Source organism: Streptomyces sp. NPDC050636, from assembly GCF_040654775.1.
Lineage (GTDB): Bacteria > Actinomycetota > Actinomycetes > Streptomycetales > Streptomycetaceae > Streptomyces.
In genome coordinates this window covers 1-19,101 of record NZ_JBFAIP010000021.1, presented here as the reverse complement: position 1 = coordinate 19,101, position 19,101 = coordinate 1, and the positions used below count along the sequence as shown (strand labels likewise).

Annotated in this window: 12 protein-coding genes; 6 read left to right on the top strand and 6 right to left on the bottom strand. The window is 67.8% G+C overall.

From position 1 onward, the window contains the following. Positions 1-6 precede the first annotated feature (6 nt). The 4 genes from AB0I10_RS18150 (at position 7) to AB0I10_RS18135 (ending at position 7,680) form a co-directional block, all read left to right on the top strand. A complete protein-coding gene (locus tag AB0I10_RS18150) occupies positions 7-2,127 on the top strand; it encodes an FAD-dependent oxidoreductase (RefSeq protein WP_363153472.1) in 2,121 nt (706 codons plus the stop codon). Further along, on the top strand, positions 2,124-4,010 hold the full coding sequence (locus tag AB0I10_RS18145; protein ID WP_363153471.1) for a thiamine pyrophosphate-binding protein: 1,887 nt from the start codon (positions 2,124-2,126) through the stop codon (positions 4,008-4,010). The genes AB0I10_RS18150 and AB0I10_RS18145 overlap by 4 nt, the downstream gene beginning before the upstream one ends. Further along, a complete protein-coding gene (locus AB0I10_RS18140) occupies positions 4,007-5,671 on the top strand; it encodes an FAD-dependent oxidoreductase (RefSeq protein ID WP_363153470.1) in 1,665 nt (554 codons plus the stop codon). The genes AB0I10_RS18145 and AB0I10_RS18140 overlap by 4 nt, the downstream gene beginning before the upstream one ends. Before the next feature lie 563 nt (positions 5,672-6,234). Continuing rightward, positions 6,235-7,680 carry a glyceraldehyde-3-phosphate dehydrogenase gene (locus AB0I10_RS18135; protein ID WP_363153469.1) on the top strand — a complete coding sequence of 482 codons (1,446 nt, stop codon included), beginning with the start codon at positions 6,235-6,237 and terminating at the stop codon, positions 7,678-7,680. Here the strand turns inward: AB0I10_RS18135 and AB0I10_RS18130 are convergent. Together AB0I10_RS18130 and AB0I10_RS18125 are read right to left on the bottom strand one after the other, a co-directional pair. Next, positions 7,616-8,230 (bottom strand): hypothetical protein, encoded by a 615-nt coding sequence (locus AB0I10_RS18130; RefSeq protein ID WP_363153468.1) that lies wholly within the window; start codon positions 8,228-8,230, stop codon positions 7,616-7,618. The genes AB0I10_RS18135 and AB0I10_RS18130 overlap by 65 nt on opposite strands. A 120-nt stretch (positions 8,231-8,350) precedes the next feature. Beyond that, positions 8,351-8,791, bottom strand: a complete 441-nt coding sequence (locus AB0I10_RS18125; protein ID WP_363153467.1) for a MarR family transcriptional regulator — start codon at positions 8,789-8,791, stop codon at positions 8,351-8,353. Positions 8,792-8,928: 137 nt separating this feature from the next. Between AB0I10_RS18125 and AB0I10_RS18120 the strand changes: the two genes are divergently transcribed. Further along, positions 8,929-10,473, top strand: coding sequence for an MFS transporter (locus AB0I10_RS18120; protein WP_363153466.1), 1,545 nt, complete (start codon positions 8,929-8,931; stop codon positions 10,471-10,473). Between the two features lie 178 nt (positions 10,474-10,651). Next, positions 10,652-11,392 carry an SDR family oxidoreductase gene (locus tag AB0I10_RS18115; protein ID WP_363153465.1) on the top strand — a complete coding sequence of 247 codons (741 nt, stop codon included), beginning with the start codon at positions 10,652-10,654 and terminating at the stop codon, positions 11,390-11,392. Positions 11,393-11,516: 124 nt separating this feature from the next. On the opposite strand, the gene AB0I10_RS18110 is transcribed toward AB0I10_RS18115, so the two are convergent. From AB0I10_RS18110 to AB0I10_RS18095, 4 genes are all read right to left on the bottom strand, one after another. Then, positions 11,517-12,329 (bottom strand): 4'-phosphopantetheinyl transferase superfamily protein, encoded by an 813-nt coding sequence (locus AB0I10_RS18110; protein WP_363153464.1) that lies wholly within the window; start codon positions 12,327-12,329, stop codon positions 11,517-11,519. A 4-nt stretch (positions 12,330-12,333) separates the two neighbouring features. Continuing rightward, positions 12,334-13,836, bottom strand: a complete 1,503-nt coding sequence (locus AB0I10_RS18105) for an MFS transporter (protein WP_363153463.1) — start codon at positions 13,834-13,836, stop codon at positions 12,334-12,336. Then, positions 13,833-14,054 carry an MbtH family protein gene (locus AB0I10_RS18100; RefSeq protein ID WP_363153462.1) on the bottom strand — a complete coding sequence of 74 codons (222 nt, stop codon included), beginning with the start codon at positions 14,052-14,054 and terminating at the stop codon, positions 13,833-13,835. Before AB0I10_RS18100 ends, AB0I10_RS18105 begins: the two co-directional genes overlap by 4 nt. Positions 14,055-14,259: 205 nt before the next feature. Then, entirely contained in the window at positions 14,260-19,089 is a 4,830-nt protein-coding gene (locus tag AB0I10_RS18095; protein ID WP_363153461.1) for an amino acid adenylation domain-containing protein, read from the bottom strand. Between the last annotated feature and the right edge of the window lie 12 nt (positions 19,090-19,101).

Below are 19,101 nucleotides of genomic sequence, written 5' to 3'. Positions count from 1 at the left end.
GTCACCATGGACGACAACACCCGCAGGGAAAGCACCGGCGTCGAGCGCGCCGACTGGAGGACTTTTCAGCAGCTCGCCCGCGAACTCCTGTTAGTCGGCCCCGAGCCGGCCAACGAGGACCTCAAGCTGCGCTACCTCGACACTCTGATCGACAACGGCCTTACACCGACCCGCGATCCCAAGCGCGTACTGATCGTCGGAGCGGGCATCGCCGGTCTCGTCGCCGGCTCGCTGCTCACCCGCGCCGGGCACCATGTCACGATCCTGGAAGCCAACGCCAACCGCGTCGGGGGACGCATCAAGACCTTCCACGCCAAGAGGGGAGAGCGGCCGCCCTTCACCGACCCCGCGCAGTACGCGGAAGCCGGCGCCATGCGGCTGCCCAGCTTCCACCCGCTGACGCTGGCACTGGTCGACAAGCTCGGCCTGAAGCGGCGGCTGTTCTTCAACGTCGACATCGATCCCGGTACCGGCAATCAGGAAGCCCGGGTACCCCCGGTGGTCTACCAGTCGTTCAAGGACGGCAAGGTATGGACGAACGCCGATCCCAGCCCTGATTTCCGCGAGCCGGACAAGCGCAACCACACCTGGATCCGCACCAACCGCCAGCAGGTCCGGCGTGCCCAGTACGCCAAGGACCCCTCCGATGTCAACGGCGGCTTCCACCTCACCGGCTGCGAATCGCGGCTGACCGTCGGCGAGATGGTCAACCAGGCCCTGGAACCGGTGCGCGACTACTACTCCGAACTGCGCGGCGACAAGCGGGTCAACAAGCCGTTCAAGGACTGGCTGGACGGCTGGGCCGGAGTCATCCGCGACTTCGACGGCTACTCGATGGGCCGCTTCCTGCGCGAGTACGCCGGGTTCAGCGACGAGGCCATCGAGGCGATCGGCACGATCGAGAACATGACGTCGCGGCTGCACCTCGCGTTCTTCCACTCCTTCCTGGGCCGCAGCGACATCAACCCGGACGCCACGTACTGGGAGATCGAGGGCGGGAGCCGCCAGCTCCCGGAGGCACTCGCCAAGGATCTGCGGGACCAGCTCGTGATGGGCCAGCGGATGGTCCGGCTGGAGTACTGGGACCCGAGCCGCGACGGTACACACAGCGGGCTCGTCGGACCGGGCGGCCCGTCGGTCGCGATCCAGACCGTGCCCGAGGACGCCCCGTACAGCGAGGAGCAGACCTGGACCGGTGACCTGGCGATCATCACCGTCCCCTTCTCCAGCCTGCGCTTCACCGCGGTGACCCCGCCGTTCTCGTACAAGAAACGCCGCGCCGTCATCGAGACGCACTACGACCAGGCCACCAAGGTGCTGCTGGAGTTCTCACGCCGCTGGTGGGAGTTCACCGAGGCGGACTGGAAGCGGGAACTCGACGCCATCGAGCCCGGTCTGTACGACTACTACCAGCGGTGGGGCGAGGACAGCGCCGAAGCCGCCGCGGCCGCCCCGCAGCGGGTGCGGGCACTGCCCACCGGACTACTCGGCGCCCACCCGAGCGTGGACGAGAAGCGCATCAGCCCGGAACAGGTGGCCTACCTCCGCAATGAACCGCTGCACGGCGCCACCGTGCGGCCGGCCACCAACGCCTTCGGCGGCGGTTCCACCACCGACAACCCCAACCGGTTCATGTACTACCCCTCCCATCCCGTTCCCGGCAGCCAGGGCGGGGTCGTACTCGCCGGGTACTCCTGGTCGGACGACGCCGCACGCTGGGACTCCATGGAGGACGCCGAGCGCTACGGCTACGCACTGCGCAACCTCCAGTCGGTGCACGGCCGCCGCATCGAGGTCTTCCACACCGGTGCGGGCCAGACCCAGAGCTGGCTGCGCGACCCGTACGCGTGCGGTGAGGCAGCGGTCTACACCCCGCATCAGATGACCAGTTTCCACCTCGACGTGGTCCGTGCCGAGGGGCCGGTCCACTTCGCCGGTGAGCATGTGTCCCTCAAACACGCCTGGATCGAAGGTGCGGTGGAGACGGCCGTACGCGCCGCCATCGCGGTGCACGAGTCTCCCTCACCAGGCGGGATCTCCGCCGCCACGCCCGCCGAGACGCCCCGCGAGCGCAGGGAGACAGCCGCACCATCGGACCAGCCGCGAGAGGAAGTACTGACGTCATGACCGGCACACAGACATGCACGGTGGCCGAGTACCTGGCCATCAGGCTGGAACAGCTCGGCATCACCCACCTGTTCGGCGTTCCGGGCAACCATCTCGGCCCGTTCCTGTCGACGCTGCACGAGAAGACCAAGGTGCGCTGGGTGGGCACCCCGACCGAGGGCGGCGCCGGCCAGGCCGCGGACGGCTACACCCGGGTGAAGGTCGCCGATGCCGAGATCGCGCTCGGCGAGCAGGGCATCGGCGCGGCCGCGGTCACCTACGGCGTGGGCGCGTTCAACCTGCTCAACGCGATCGGCGGCGCCTACACCGAGTACGTACCGCTCATCGCCATCAACGCGGCCCCCACGTACGAGCAGTGGCTGAACCAGCAGGCGATCGGCCTGCTCACCTCGCACATGTCGCAGCGCCCGGAGAGCAACCTGGACGTCTACCGCCAGGTGACGGTGGACGCCCAGGCCGTCTCCAACCCCGGCCTGGCCCCCACCCAGATCGACGGCGCCATCACCGCCTGCCTGTCCCACCGCCGGCCGGTCTACCTGGAGTTCCTCGAAGACGTCTGGACGGCACGATGCCCCGCACCGCGCGGCCGTCTGACGCGACGGGAACGGCCGCTGACCGACCAGAACACGCGCATGCTCGGCGAGGCGGTCACCGCGTGCGTGGACCTGATCCGGCGCTACCGCAATCCGGTGCTGTGGGCCGGCGAAGAGATCGACCGCTTCAACCTGTCCCAGGAGTTCGAGAAGCTGGTACGGGAGACCGGTATCCCGTTCTGCACCACCGTCGGCGCCAAGTCCGTCGTCTCCGAGTACACCCCGGGCTTCTCCGGCGTCTACAACGGCAAGGCCAGCAATCCGGACGTGGCCAAGGTCTTCCACAACGCCGGCTGCCGCATCGGGCTGGGTTCGTGGGCGACCTCGAAGAACCTCGGTGGCAAGAGGTCGATCGGCGACGACTGGACGGTGGCCGCCCACGAGGGGGTGCACGTCGGCGCCTCGTACTTCCCGGACGTGCGGCTCGCCCAGTTCATCCCCGCACTGCGGGAGCGCCTCGTCCGCGAATTCGGTACAGGTGCCTTCGACGCGGACTACTTCGCCCGCGCGCACGGGGACGGCCTCGACGTCCCCGAGAGCACCGCCGCCCACCTGTCGTCGCTGACCGGCGGTCCCTACCCGGAGAGCGTGACGTACGACAGCTTCTTCCGGCATATCAACGCCTTCCTCGAGTCGCAGAACAGCGAGCCGCCCGGCGAGCGCACCAATCCGTTCACCGTGATCAGCGACGCCGCGTTCGCGCTGATCGGCTCGATGAACCTGCGGATGGCGGAACGCGCCTCGTACGTGGCGCAGAACAGCTGGCTGTCCATCGGCTACTCGGTCGGCGCGGCCACCGGGGTGGCGCTGGGCCGGCAGTACTCCGGGAAGCGCCCGATGGTCTTCGTCGGCGACGGCTCATTCCAGGAGACGTGCCAGGAGATGTCCACCCACGTCCGGCTCGGGCTGCGCCCGGTGGTGTTCGTCCTGGACAACGAGGGCTTCTACGGCATCGAGCAGATGCTCGTCCACCCCTGCTACTACAAGGACGAGGCACCGGTCTCCAACGGCGCCGACTTCTACAACGAACTGCACCCGTGGCAGTACGAGGAGCTCGCGAAGGTCTTCGGCTCCACGAAGCACCCGATGCACGGCTTCGCCATCCGCAGGCACGACGACCTCGCCAAGCTGCTGAAGCAGATCGCCGAGCCCCATGACGCGATCAACCAGGGCCCGGTCGTCGTACGGGTCCAGCTGAAGCGGCACGACTACCCCGGGGCGCTCAAGTACAAGATCGCCGAGAACTGTCCGCCGCCCGTCGGCGCACCCTTGGAAGGGAAAGTGGGATGACGACCGCGAACGATCGGCGGGCGGCGTCGGTGAACGCCCCCGTCCGCAACTCGGCGAAGGCGCTCCGGCACGCCATGAGCGGTCTGTCCGGGCCGGAGGCCATGGGATGGACCGGCACCGTACGGCCCGCCGGAACCCCGGGCGACGGCCAGGAGGTGCTGATCCTCGGTGCCGGCGTCGCGGGCCTGACAGCCGCCTACGAGCTGAGCATGCTCGGCTACCGGTGCACCGTCCTGGAAGCGCAGAATCGCGTCGGCGGGCGCAACCGCACCGCGCGCAACGGCGACGAGCTCTATGAGCTCGACGATTCCGGCGCGGTCACACACACGCACACCTGCGCGTTCGACGACGACATGTACCTCAATCTGGGCCCGGGCCGTATCCCGTACCACCACCGCCGAGTGCTCAAGTACTGCCGTGACTTCGGCGTGGAGCTGGAGCCGTACATCATGGAGACCACGGCGAACCGCGTGCGTCCGCCCGGTGCCGAGGTGACCTGGCCCAACCGCCGGGTGGCGAACGACACACGCGGCTACATCGCGGCCAAGCTCGCCGAAACGCTGGTCGAACTCGACACCTTCACCGGCGAAATGCGGCATCTGCTGCGGGTCTTCGGCGCGCTCGACGAGAACGGCAAATACCGCGGCACCACCCGCTCCGGATATCTGGCGCCGCCCGATATCGAGGCGTGGCCCACCCCGGCCCCGCCGCTGTCCTTCGAGGACCTGGTGAACTCGGGATTCTGGAAGGCCCGCTTCTACCAGCCCGTCGACTACCTCTGGCAGGCCACGATGTTCCAGCCGGTCGGCGGCATGGACCACATCGTCAAGGCACTGGCACGCGAGGCCAAGCGGGCCGGCGCGACACTCGTGCTCGGCGCCGAGGTCCTCGACATCGAGATCGGCGAGGGCGGCCAAGGGGTCCACGTCAGATATCGCAAGGGCGACGACGAGTTCGACGCCGACGCGCGCTACTGCGTCAGCAACATCCCGATCCCGGTGCTCCGCGACATCCACCTCACCAACTTCTCGGACCCCTTCGAGCAAGCGATCAACACCATCAACTTCGAGCAGACCTGCAAGGTCGGCTGGCAGGCGAACCGCCGCTTCTGGGAAGGCGATCTCGGCAGCTGGGACGACACCGAGGGCATCTACGGCGGCATCAGCTGGACCAGCCACAACATCACCCAGCTGTGGTACCCGTCCAACGACTACTTCTCCGACAAGGGAACCCTGACCGGCGCCTACAACTTCCAGGAGGAGGCTCACACGCTCGGGAATCTCCCTCCTGAAGAACGCCTGGAACTGGCCCGCAAGGGCGCCATCGAACTGCACCCGGAATTCGCGGACGAAAGCCTCGTCCCGAACGACAAGGGCGTTTCCATCGCCTGGCACAAGGTGCCCTACCAGTTGGGCGGCTGGGCGGCCTGGAAACCCCACAAGGAAAACCACAAACAGGCCTACAAGCAACTGCTCCAGCCCGAGGGAATCGACGCGTTCTTCGTCACCGGCGACCAGATCTCCCCACTGCCCGGCTGGCAGGAGGGCGCCATGATGTCGGCCCACTACGTGTGCCAGCAGATCCTGGGCATCATGCCCCTCACGGCACCCGATGAGGTCGCGGTGCCTGACTCGGTCGCGTTGACGCAGGGATTGTTCTGACACTCGCGGAAGCTGAGGCATCCGGGGCCGACCGCCCCGGATGCCTCAGGTCGGAGCACGGCTGCCGGGACGCGAAGGGGTAGGGCAGAGCACGTTATCGAAACTCTCTTCTCCCTCCTCGACGATTTCCTGTCAGAAAAGATCGGCGCGAAAGGCGCCTCGACGATCACCGCCCGTTATGTGGTGGATCGTGAGCGGAGATTCCGGGACGGAGATTCCGGGACGGATAGGCCGGGATGGATAGGACCGGACGGATAGGGCGGAAAGGCCGTTAAGGTCGCCGTCGTTCGCTGAGCACAGCGTGACCACTCCCGCTCAGCAAAGATCCGCCGTGCCGGTCGATGCAGATCACGTCGGCGCCCAGGGCGACGAGGATCACATCGAGTGCGCCAACCGCGCCAAATCACCACAAAATCAACACCTTTGCACTGCGCAGCAACCCATTCACTGCGCCGGCGTGGCCATGGGGCCCGACCACGGCATCCCTCTCAGGCGGACCGCTTGAATGCTCAAAATGGCGGGGGGTTAGCATATGAGCACTGCCTAGCTCGAAAGATAAACCTGTGACTGTCAATGACGACTCGTTCACCAACTGGAAGAACCGCGAGGAGATCGCGGAGTCGATGATCCCGATCATCGGGAAGCTGCACCGGGAGCGGGACGTCACCGTCCTGCTTCACAGCCGCTCCTTGGTGAACAAGTCGGTGGTCAGCATCCTCAAGAGCCACCGATTCGCCCGGCAGATCGCCGGTGCGGAACTCTCGGTCACCGAGACGCTGCCGTTCCTGCAGGCTCTCACCACGCTCGATCTCGGCCCTTCCCAGATCGACCTCGGGATGCTCGCCACGACGTACCGGACCGACGACCGCGGTCTCTCGGTGGAGGAGTTCACCGCCGAGGCCGTCGCCGGTGCCACGGGTGAGAACAAGATCGAGCGCCGCGAGGGGCGCGACGTCGTCCTCTACGGCTTCGGCCGCATCGGCCGCCTCGTCGCCCGCCTGCTCATCGAGAAGGCCGGCTCCGGCAACGGCCTGCGGCTGCGCGCCGTCGTCGTCCGCCAGGGCGGGGAGCAGGACATCGTCAAGCGCGCCTCGCTGCTGCGCCGCGACTCCATCCACGGCCAGTTCCAGGGCACGATCACCGTCGACGAGGCGAACAGCACGATCATCGCCAACGGCAACGAGATCAAGGTGATCTACGCCAGCGACCCGTCTGAGGTCGACTACACGGCGTACGGCATCAAGGACGCCATCCTCATCGACAACACCGGCAAGTGGCGCGACCGCGAGGGCCTGTCGAAGCACCTGCGCCCCGGTATCGACAAGGTCGTCCTGACCGCGCCGGGCAAGGGCGACGTCCCGAACATCGTGCACGGCGTCAACCACGACACGATCAAGCCGGACGAGCAGATCCTGTCCTGCGCCTCCTGCACCACCAACGCGATCGTCCCGCCGCTGAAGGCGATGGCGGACGAGTACGGCGTCCTGCGTGGCCACGTGGAGACCGTCCACTCGTTCACCAACGACCAGAACCTGCTGGACAACTACCACAGCTCCGACCGCCGCGGCCGCTCGGCGCCGCTCAACATGGTCATCACCGAGACCGGTGCCGCCTCCGCCGTCGCCAAGGCGCTGCCCGACCTTGAGGCGAGGATCACCGGCAGCTCGATCCGCGTCCCGGTGCCGGACGTCTCGATCGCGATCCTCAACCTGCGGCTCGCGCGCGAGGCCACCCGCGAGGAGGTCCTCGACTACCTCCGGAATGTGTCGCTGACCTCGCCGCTCAAGCGCCAGATCGACTTCATCAGCGCCCCCGACGCCGTGTCCAGCGACTTCATCGGCTCGCGCCACGCCTCGATCGTCGACGCCGGCGCCACCAAGGTCGAGGGCGACGACGCGATCCTCTACCTCTGGTACGACAACGAGTTCGGCTACTCCTGCCAGGTCATCCGTGTCGTGCAGCACGTCTCCGGGGTGGAATACCCGACCTACCCGGCCCCGGCGGTCTGATCCCGGCGGACTGTCCGATCCGGTGCCCCGGCAGGCGGGGCAACAGTGGGCGGCAACCGATCCCGACAGGGCATCCGGTTGCCGCCCACCGCCACCTGCCGGCCGCCACCGGACTATCCGGCGGGGAGGTCGGTCCCGTCGTGGCCCTCCTCAGGGCACCCAGCGCGGCCGGGCCGAACGAGGTGACGTTCGTGGTCGAGAGGCCCTTCGCCGTGCCGTGCAGGATCCAGACGGCGCCAGACTCCTGCACCTGGCCGTGCTCGCCGTACAGGACGCTCGGACCGTCGCCGTCCTGCCGGCCGCTCCCGTAGTAGTTGTCGAGCAGTAGGTCGGTCCGGCCGACCCCGTCGAAGTCGCCGCCGTGCAAACCCCGGCCGCCCGGCAGCGTCATACCGCCGGACAGGCCCGCGGACGACCCCCACAGCATGACCGTCCCGACATGGCCGTCGGCGTCGGTACTCACCGTCACCGCCAGGTCGGTGAAGCCGTCGCCGTCGAAGTCGCGCGCGGCCGGGCTGCCCCCCGAACCTGCCGCAGCCGAACTGCGCATCGCTGCTGGGGCTCCGCGAGGTACAGCCGTTCCTGCACCGGTTGCAGCCGTCACGGACGCGCGGTCAGAACCAACTGGCGTGCTCAGTCACAGACGTTCAGCGCCCAGGCCGCGGAGCCGTCAGGCGTTCTTCTCCATCGTCGGTCGCAGGCGTTCCAGCAGGGCGTAGAGCGTTGTGCTCTCGGCTTCGTCCAGGGCGTCGAGGGCGCCGTGCGTGGCCTGCATCTCCTCGCGTACGCGGCGGATGATGTCGCGGCCCGCGTCGGTCGCGACGACGTTCTTCACACGGCGGTCCCTGGCGTCGGCTTCACGGCGGACCAGCTCTCGGGCCTCCAGGCGGTCCACGATCCCGGTGACGTTCGATGCGTCGCACACCAGCAGGGCGGCGAGGCCGCGCATGGGCAGCGGGTCGTCGAGCTGGGCGAGGACCTTGGCCTGGGTGGAGGTGAGGCCGTGGTGGGCGGCGGCGGCCGCGAAGTCGCGCCATTGGGCGGTGCCGATGGCGGCGAGCAGTTCCAGGAGCTGGAGCTTGGTCGGGACGTGCGGGGTGGTGGCGCTCATGGCTGGAGCGTACTCAAGACGCTTCACATCATCAATTATTTACTTGACTACCTTAACCATTGACGTCTACCGTCTACGGAAGTAGTTGATGACATCAAACATCTATGATCTGAAGCATTGAGAAGGTCCCGACTCCCATGAGCACCGCCGCACCCAAGCACGCCGCCGACGCCCGGCCCAGGAACGAGACGGTCATCGTCTTCGCCCTGAGCCTCGCCGCCATGGTCGTGTCGATGATGCAGACCCTGCCCGTCCCGATCCTGGGCCTGATCCAGGGCGACCTCGGCACCTCGACCGCCAACGTCAGCTGGGTGACCACCGCCACCCTGTTGTCCGCCGCCGTCTTCACCCCGCTGCTCGGCCGCTTCGGCGATCAGCACGGCAAGAAGCCCACCCTGGTGGCCGTGCTCGTGGTCATGGTCGCGGGCTCCGTCATCGCCGCGGTCGCGAGCTCGCTGCCGCTGCTGATCCTGGGCCGGGTACTCCAGGGCGCCGCCACCGCGATCTTCCCGCTGGCCCTTTCCGTGCTGCGTGAAGAGGTCCGGCCGCAGAGGCTGCCCGGCGCCATGGCACTGGTCAGCGGCACCCTCGCGTTCGGCAGCGGGCTCGCACTCGTCGCCACCGGCCTGCTCACCTCCGGCGCCGACGCCGACTACCGCAACGCCTTCTGGATGGCGACCGGCTTCGCGGTCCTCGCCCTGCTCGCCGTCGCCTTCCTGGTCCCCGCGACCCGCCACAAGACCGGCGGCCGCACCGACTTCTTCGGCGCCCTCACCCTCGGCATCGCCCTCCTGCTGCTCCTGCTGCCGATCTCCCAGGGTCACGAGTGGGGCTGGACCTCCGCCCGTACGCTGGGCAGCTTCGCCGGTGCGGCCGTCATGGCCGTGGTCTGGGCTCTGGTCGAGCGCAAGGTCCGCGAGCCCCTCGTCGACATGCGGATGTTCGTCCACCGCCCGGTCCTCATGGCCAACCTGGCCGGCATCCTCGTCGGCTTCGGCATGTTCGCGAACTTCCTCGGCGTCTCCTACCTCGTGCAGATGCCCGAGGCGCTCACCGGCTTCGGTTTCGACGCGTCCATCCTGCGCGCTTCCGTCCAGTTCCTGCTGCCCGGCGCGATCGTCTCGCTGCTCGCCTCGCCCGTCGGAGGCCATCTCGTCCGCCACCGCGGCCCCCGGTTCGTGCTCGGCATGGCCGCCGCATTCGGGGCCGTCGGCTTCGGCTGGCTGGCCCTCGACCACGCCCACACCGCCTCGGTGATCGGCGCCGGCCTCATGACCGGCGCGGCCGTCAGCTTCGGCTACGCCGCCATGCCCGCCGTCATCATGGCGAGCGTTCCGCACCACCAGAGCGGCATCGCCAACGGCATCAACTCGATCTCCCGCTCCACCGGCAGCGCGATCGGCAGCGCCATCGTCACCACGATCCTGGCGTCCAAGACCATCGAGCACCTGCCGGCGGGCGTTCCGCCGCTGCCCGCCGAATCCGGGTTCACCCTCACCTTCGTCATCGGGTCCGTCGCCTTCGCACTGGTCGCGGTGATCGGCTGGCTCGGCCTGCGCGGACAGCACGGCCCTCGGGTCGTCGAAGCGAGCGAGGCGGGCGAGGCGAGCACGGCCAACGCGCCCAGTGCGCCGAGTGCGTCCGGGGCGCAGCAGACGCACGCATCGGCCGACGCCCGCTGACCCTGACGCGTCGCCGATCACCGCCCGGCCTCGCGCGGAAGAGCACACGCACCTTACGGGCAACTTTTCCTTATAACGGAAATTTGATTCCGCCAGACGGTAAGCTTGGGTCGTTTCTCCCTTGCGTCAACGCCCGCATGCCACTGCTCCCGCATCGACTCCCGCCAGGAGGCAGGAAATGAGCGAGACCCGCGTCGCCCTGATCACCGGTTCGTCTTCTGGAATCGGCGCCGCCATCGCCCGTCGTATGGCCGCAGAAGGCATCAACGTCGTCGTCAACTCCACACGGAGCGAGACCGCCGGCAAGGAGCTGGCCGCGGAACTCCCGGACGCTGTCTATGTGCAGGGAGATGTGGCGAACCCGGACGATGCGCGGCGCATGGTGGAGACCGCCGTGAATGCGTACGGACGGCTGGACATTCTCGTGAACAACGCCGGTGCCACCCGGTTCATCCCGCTCGATGATCTGAATGCCGCCGACGCCGACGTCTGGCGGTCCGTTTTCGAGGTCAACGTCTTCGGCGCCTGGCAGATGATCACCGCCGCCGTGCCCAATCTGCGCGCCAGTGGGTCGGGGTCGATCGTGAACATATCCTCCGTCGCAGGGACCCGGGCACTGGGCAGTTCGATCCCCTACGCCGTGAGCAAGGCGTCCCTCAACCACCTGACCCGGCTGCTCGCCGCCCAGCTGGGCCCCTCGATCCGGGTGAACGCCATCGCCCCGGGACTGATCGAGACGCCTTGGTACGACGACGCGGAAGAGGTCTGGGAGAGCTCCCGCGAGTGGATCACCGCCAACGCCCCACTGCGCAGGGTCGGCACCCCTCAGGACGTGGCGGAGGCGGCCCTCTACCTGGTGAACGCCGCCTACACCACCGGCGATGTCCTGACCGTCGATGGCGGCCGGCACATCGTCTGAACCGACTGGGAAGGTCACGGCCGACCCGCAGATCCGCCCTTCCCGGTGCCCTGCATTCGCACTGCTGGGGAAGGGCGGATGCGCTGTGTGTGAAGAGCGGTGAATGCGGGCCGGCCGGAAATTGTCACCGTGCGCGGAAACAGATTCTGCTCATGTTCTCGATGTCTTGGGCGACTGCCGCGAACCAGCGGTTCCTGGAGCTTTCGCTCTCCGGAAACAGATCCTGGACGCACCATTCCGCCGGACTCTCGGGGTGGGCCTGATGATGCACGCGCGTCGGTCCGGACGCGGTGCCCAGTACCTCGACGTTGCGCAGACCAGCGACAATTCCCACGCCCGAGGCCTTGACCACCGCCTCCTTCCGGGTCCAGGCCCGGTAGAACATCGCGGTGCGGGCGGAGACGTCGGATTCTCCGTACAGCACGGCCAGTTCGGCAGGGGAAAAGGCGGCAGGCGCCACTTCCTCGACCACGATGTTCCGCACCGTCTCGATGTCCACCCCGATCCGGCGCGGCCCGAGCGTGACCCCGACCAACCAGTGGGGGCCCGATCTGGAGAGGCTGAAGACCAACTCGGTGTGCGGCCACAGGATGTGCGGGGGGCCGTGGTCGTGGGCTCCGCATCCGGGGCAGCGTGCGGGGCCGATCCGGATGTCCGCCGGGGCGACATCCAGGTACTCGGCAAGCAGCCGCCGAAGGCCGGCGTGGATCCCCGCGTAGTGGGCACCGGCCGCGGGGCGCAACTGCTCGTACCGGGCCCGCTCCTCCCGGGAGAGCAACGCCAGGTCCTCCGGGCCCAACTGGTCTGCGACCTGCCCCTGCCAGATGTGCGTGGCCGCGCCGGTCCACAGGTCGTCGCCCTGGCCGGCCCGCAAACCGTCACCGTGTCCGGCACGCAGCGCCCCGTTGCGCCGGGTCGTCACCTCTTCTGTGGGCATCGCGTCAGCGCGTGCTTGCCTGCGCGTTCCCCGGCGCGCTCTCCGCGGCCGCGGCCTCTTCCCGCGCGTCCGGCGTGCTCTTCCGTACCGCGAGGGTGATGAGTGCACCCGCCGTCATGATCGCCACGGGCAGCAGATAGGTGAGCCGGATGGCTTTGGTGGTGTCGCCGCCGGCCAACTGCGTCTGCAGTACCGCGCCGATAGCCGCGGAACCGAGCAGACTGCCGCACAACCGGGTGGTGTTGAACACCCCGGAGGCCGAACCGGCCATGGTCGGGTCGATGTTCTTGAAGGCCATCACGCTCGCCGGCGCGAAGGCCACGCCCATGCCCACACCGACGGAGAACAGACCGGGCAGCAGGACGGGCCAGCCGGAACCGTCCCGTATGAGCGCCGCCATGAGCCCGATCCCGCCCGCGAAGAACCCCAGGCCGACGATCAGCACGTACTTGCCGCCGAACCGGTCGGTGAGCTTGCCCGAGTACGGGGCGATGAACACCGAAACCAGGGGTGCAACCGCCACCAGCAGACCGGCCTGGAAGGCGGAGAACTTCTGCACCTCCTGCAGATACAGCGGAGTGAGCAGCATCATTCCGCCCAGCCCGCACGGCAGCACTCCGACCACCAGCGCCATCAGGGAGAAGTTGCGGTCGCGCAGCACCTCGAACGGGACCAGCGGATCACGGTCCTGTCGGCCGCGTTCCACCAGGAAGAACACGGCGAGCGCCACGACACCCGCCGCGAACAGAGTCGGCACCGTGACCGGTCCCCACAGGGCACCCCAGTTGTGTGCCTCGCCTTCGAGCAGCGCATAGACCACGGCGAGCATCGCGGCGGTCAGTACAGCCGCACCGAGCACATCGAGCCGCTGTTTGCGACCGCTCTCCAGCTTGGGCACGGCGAGCAGCACCAAGCCCGCACCGATGATGCCGACCGGGACATTGATGTAGAAGATCCACCGCCAGCCGAGCGTAGCCGCCAGCAGACCGCCGAAGGTGGGACCGGCCGCCGCGACGATGCCGGCGAATCCGCCCCACACGCCCATCGCGCTGCCTCGCCGGTCCGCGGGGAAGACCCGGGTGATGATCACGATGGTCTGCGGGGTGAGCAGGGCCGCGCCGACGCCCTGCACCAGGCGGGCCGCGATGGCCTGGCCCGGGTCCTGGGCCAGGCCGCAGCCCACGGAGGCGACGATGAAGACGGCCAGACCGATCAGGAAGACCCGGCGCGGGCCGAACATGTCGGCCAGGCGACCGCCGATCACCAGGAGCGCCGCGTACGACAGCAGATAGGCGTTGATCACCCACAGCACCTGATCGAGGCCCGCGTCGAGGCCCGTACCGATCTCGGCCAGCGCCACGTTCACCGCTGTGGTGTCCAGCAGCACCACGGCGCTGGCGAAGCAGATGGCGAACATCGCCCACCAGGGTGTACGCATCCTGGCCAGCAGTCGCTCGCGTATCGGCTGAGGCGTCCCGGCCCGCTGCTCGGCTCGGGGGGCGGTCACGCGGCCTCACCCTCCATCGCGCGCACCAGGCTTCGTGGACGCATGTCCGTCCAGGCGGCCTCGATGTGGTCCAGGGCCTGCTGCCGCAGGGCGGGGCCGAATTCGGCCGACCAGCCGTCGGGTACGTCAGTCTCCGCCGGCCACAGGGACCGCTGGCCCTCCTCGTTGACGAGCACCAGGTAGCTTCCTTCGTCGTTCTCGAACGGGTTCGTCTGCACTGTCTTCTTCCCTCGGTTCGGGCTGGTGAGGTGGTGAGCTGGTGAGCTGGTGGTTCACGATGCGAGTGGTTTGTGGTGCGGGTGGTTGGTGATGCGGGTGGTTGGTGATGCAGGTGGTGCCTGCTCCGGCCGGTGCCTGAACCCGGTGGTTCCTGAACCCGGCCGCTCTTGAACCCGGCCGCTCCTGAACCCTGCGGCTCCTGATTCAGTGGCCGACGGATCGCCGCAGGGCCTCTGTGAGTGCCCCGGCGATCTCGGACAGCGGCTGCGGTTGCGTCATGGCGCCGTGTTCGCAGGCCACTTGGTGATCGTCGATCCGTCCCGAGACATGGGTCCGCCAGGACTCGGCCGTCGGGTCGGTGGCGGTCTTGTCGAGCGTCGCGGTGAAGAACAACAGGTCGCCGTCGAACACCCCGTGCTCGGCTTCCCGCGCCAGCTGCACATGGCCGGCGAACGCCCCGGCGAGTGCGAACAGCCTGCTCTCCTCCAGCGCTGCCAGCGGACTGCCCTCGGCTTCGAGCAGCTCCAGCAAGCCGTGCCTGGACAGCGTCCGCCCGTCCTCGTCACGCGTACGGAAGCCCAGCGAGTCAAGGAGACCTGCGAGGTCGTGCCCGTCACCGGAACCTGAGCGCAGCGATGCGGCTTCCTGCGGCCGGTCCCCGGCCGGGTAGCTGTCCATGAGGGCCAGTACGGCCACCTGCTCGCCCTGGGCCTGCAGCTGGACGGCGATCTCATGGGCGACGCCGCCGCCGAAGGACCAGCCGAGCAGGTGGTAGGGGCCGTTCGGCTGAACCCTGCGGATCTGCTGGAGATAGTCCTCGGCCATCTCGCCCAGCGTGGCCGGCCTGTTGTCCGGCTCGGTGAGCCTCCGCGACTGCAGACCGTACAACGGCATGTCGGTATCGAGATGCCTCAGCAGTCCGGAGTAGACCCAGCTGATGCCTGCCGCGGGATGCACGCAGAACAGGGGCGCAAGCGTGCCCTGAGAACGGAGCGGCAGCAGTACGTCGAAGTCGCCTTGCGCATCCGTGTGGTCGAGTTGTCCGGTGAGGGTGGCGACGGTGGGTGCTTCGAACAGCGTACGGATGCTGAGTTCGGCACCGAGGGTGGTGCGGACACGGCTGACGAGGCGGGTGGCGAGCAGGGAGTGGCCACCCAGCTCGAAGAAGCTGTCGTCGATGCCGACCCGGGGCAGGCCGAGGACCTCCGCGAACAGGCCGCAGAGCACCTCCTCCTGGGGAGTGCGCGGCGCCCGACCGGAGACGGCCGGACTCAGGTCGGGCTCCGGCAGCGCCTTGCGGTCCAGCTTTCCCGACGGAGTCAGCGGCAGCGTATCCAGCACCATGACCGCAGCCGGAACCATATGGTCCGGCAGCTCCCCGGCAAGGAACGAACGCACCGCAGCCGGGTCCGGAGCTCCTCCGGCCACCGGCACGACGTAACCGATCAGCTGCTTGATGCCGCCGGCATCCTCACGCACGGCCACGACTGCCCGGTCCACCTGCGGATGCTTCTTCAATACGGCTTCGATCTCGCCGAGTTCGATACGGAAGCCACGAATCTTCACCTGGTGGTCGACGCGGCCCAAAAACTCCAGATTCCCATCCGCCCGCCACCGCGCCAAATCCCCGGTGCGATACATCCGCGAACCCGCCGGACCATGAGGATCAGCCACAAAACGTTCCGCGGTCAGCGCCGGACGACGCAGATAGCCACGCGCCAGACCCGCACCCGCGATATACAACTCACCCGGAACACCAACAGGGACCGGCCGAAGCCGCTGGTCCAAGACATAGGTACGGGTATTCCAAATCGGCCGACCGATCGGCGGAGCCAACTCCGACGGCACCAGCGGATCACTCATCGTGGCCACCACCGTCGACTCCGTCGGCCCATACACCTGCATCACGGTACGACCCGGCGACCAACGCTCCACCATATCCGCCGGCAACGCCTCACCACCCACCACAAACCCGCGCAACGACGGCAGATCCCCATCCGGCAACGAAATCAACATCGGAGCGACAAGATCAGTGTGAGTAACCCGAAAATCCGCGATCAGCTGAGCCAGCTCCTCCCCCACCGCCCGCTGCTCCGGACCCGGAACCACCAAAGCCGCACCGGAACTCAACGTCATAGCGATATCCGCCATCGACACATCAAAACTGATCGAAACAACCAGCAAAAACCGGCAACCCACCCCCAACCCAAGCCGCTCCGCATGCACCCCGGCCACACTCGCCACACCCGCATGCGAGACCACCACACCCTTGGGCCGCCCCGTCGAACCCGACGTATAAATCACATACGCCGGATGCGACAACAGCAGCGGTGCCACCCGCTCCGCATCCGACACATCACCCGCAGCGCACCCCGCCACCGCAGCCGCCGTGTCCGGAGCATCGAGAACCACGACCGGTATTTCGCTCCCGGCCCCGGTCACCTGGCCGGCGACCGCGGTCGTGGTGACAACGACAGCGGGCTGCCCGTCAGCAAGCATGAAGGCAATACGGTCCGCCGGATAGCCAGGGTCGATCGGCAAATAGGCCGCCCCGGTCTTCAGGACCGCCAACCACGCCACGATCATCTCCACCGACCGCGGAACAGCCAGCGCCACAAACCGCTCGGGCCCCGCATCCCGACTCACGAGGAACCGGGCCAGGCGATTGGCCCGCTCATTCACCTCGCGATACGACAACACGGAGTCACCGAACACCACCGCATCCGCCTCCGGTGTCCGTACCGCCTGCGCCTCGACCAGCTCCGGCAACGTCCGAGCAGGCAGCTCACGCACCGTGTCGACCCACTCGCCCAACACCAGCGCACGCTCGCCCGGCGACAGCACCTCCACCGCACCGATACGCCGCCCCGGATCCGCCACCAACGCCTCAGCAACCCGGACCAGCACCCCCGCGAACCGCTCCACCGTCACCCGGTCGAAAAGGTCCGCAGAAAACTCCAGCACACCCTCAACACCAGCAGCACGCCCACCCTCACCGAACCGCTCCACCACATCGACCACCATGTCGAAGTTGGCGGTCTCGCGGTCGAAGGAGTGCTCAGTGGCGGTGAGGCCGGGGAACTGCGAGTCCTCTCCCGGGGTGTTCTGCAGAACGAGGAGGATCTGGAAGAGGGGGTGGCGAGCGAGCGAACGCGTCGGGTTCAGGTCCTCCACCAGACGCTCGAAAGGCACATCCTGATGCGCGAACGCCGCCAGATCCGTCTCCCGAACCCGCCCCAACAGCTCGACAAACGTCGGATCCCCTGACGTATCCGTCCGCAGAACAAGCGTATTGAGGAACAGACCCACCAGATCATCCAGCGCCTCATCCGAACGCCCGGCAACCGGCGTACCGATCGGGATATCCGAACCCGCACCCCACCGCGTCAACGCCACAGCCAACACCGACTGAAACACCATGAACACCGTGACCCCATGCTCCCGAGCCACCACCCTCAACCGCTCATGCAACTCCGCCGAAACACCCAACGGCACCGACCCACCACGAAAACTCGCCCGCACCGGACGCGGCCGATCCACCGGCAAATCCAACTGATCCGGCAACCCCGACAACACCCCACGCCAAAACACCAACTGCCGAGCGCTCAAACTCCCGACATCACCCTCATCGCCCAGAACCTCGCGCTGCCACAACGCGAAGTCCGCATACTGCACCGGCAACCCCGACCACCCCGGCGCGCCACCAGCACACCGCGCCGCATACGCGAGCGACACATCACGCACCAACGGGCCCAACGACCACCCATCACCCGCAATGTGATGCAACACCAACAACAGCACGTGCTCCCGCGACCCCAACCGGAACACATGCACCCGCAACGGAACCTCACCACTCAGGTCAAAGCCGCGTCCGGCGGCCACCACCAGGGCGCGGTCCAGACCGTCCTCGCTGACCTCGACGACCTCCAGCGGCACAGTGACGGCTTCGGGATCGAGAACCAGCTGGTACGGCTGCCCGCCGGCTTCCCGGAAGACGGTGCGCAGCACCTCGTGCCGCTCCACCACATCGCCGAGCGCGTGATACAGCGCCGACACATCGAGGTCGCCCGAGAGCCGCAGCGCGATCGGCATGTTGTAGAACGCGCTGTTCCCTTCCAGCTTGCCGACCAGCCAGAGCCGCTGCTGTCCGTAGGAGACGGGGATCTGTTCCGGCCGCTCGACGGGGCGCAGCGCGGGACGTATCTCCCCCTGTGCGTGGGTGAGTTGTTCGGTGAGGGTGGCGACGGTGGGTGCTTCGAAGAGGGCACGGATACCGAGTTCGGCACCGAGCGCGCTGCGGATGCGGGAGACCAGACGTGTCGCGAGCAGCGAGTGGCCGCCGAGCTCGAAGAAGCTGTCGTCGATGCCGACCCGGGGCAGGCCGAGGACCTCCGCGAACAGGCCGCAGAGCACCTCCTCTTGGGGAGTGCGCGGCGCCCGTCCGGTCACGGTCCGGCTCAAGTCCGGCTCGGGCAGCGCCTTGCGGTCCAGCTTTCCCGACGGAGTCAGCGGCAGCGCGTCCAGGACCACCACCGCGGCCGGAACCATATAGTCCGGCAGTCCGTCACCCAGGAACGCCCGCACCTCGGCCGGCTCCGGCTCGCTACCGGGTACGGGGACGACATAGCCGATGAGCTGCTTGATCCCGCCCGCGTCCGCACGCACGACCACCACCGACTGACCGATGTGCGGATGCTTGGCCAACACGGCCTCGATCTCGCCGAGTTCGATACGGAAGCCGCGGATCTTCACCTGGTGGTCGACGCGGCCCAAAAACTCCAGATTCCCATCCGCCCGCCACCGCGCCAAATCCCCGGTGCGATACATCCGCGAGCCCGCCGGACCATGAGGATCAGCCACAAAACGTTCCGCGGTCAGCGCCGGACGACGCAGATAGCCACGCGCCAGACCCCCACCCGCGATATACAACTCACCCGGAACACCAACAGGAACCGGCCGAAGCCGCTGGTCCAAGACATAGGTACGGGTATTCCAAATCGGCCGACCGATCGGCGGAGCCAACTCCGACGGCACCAGCGGATCACT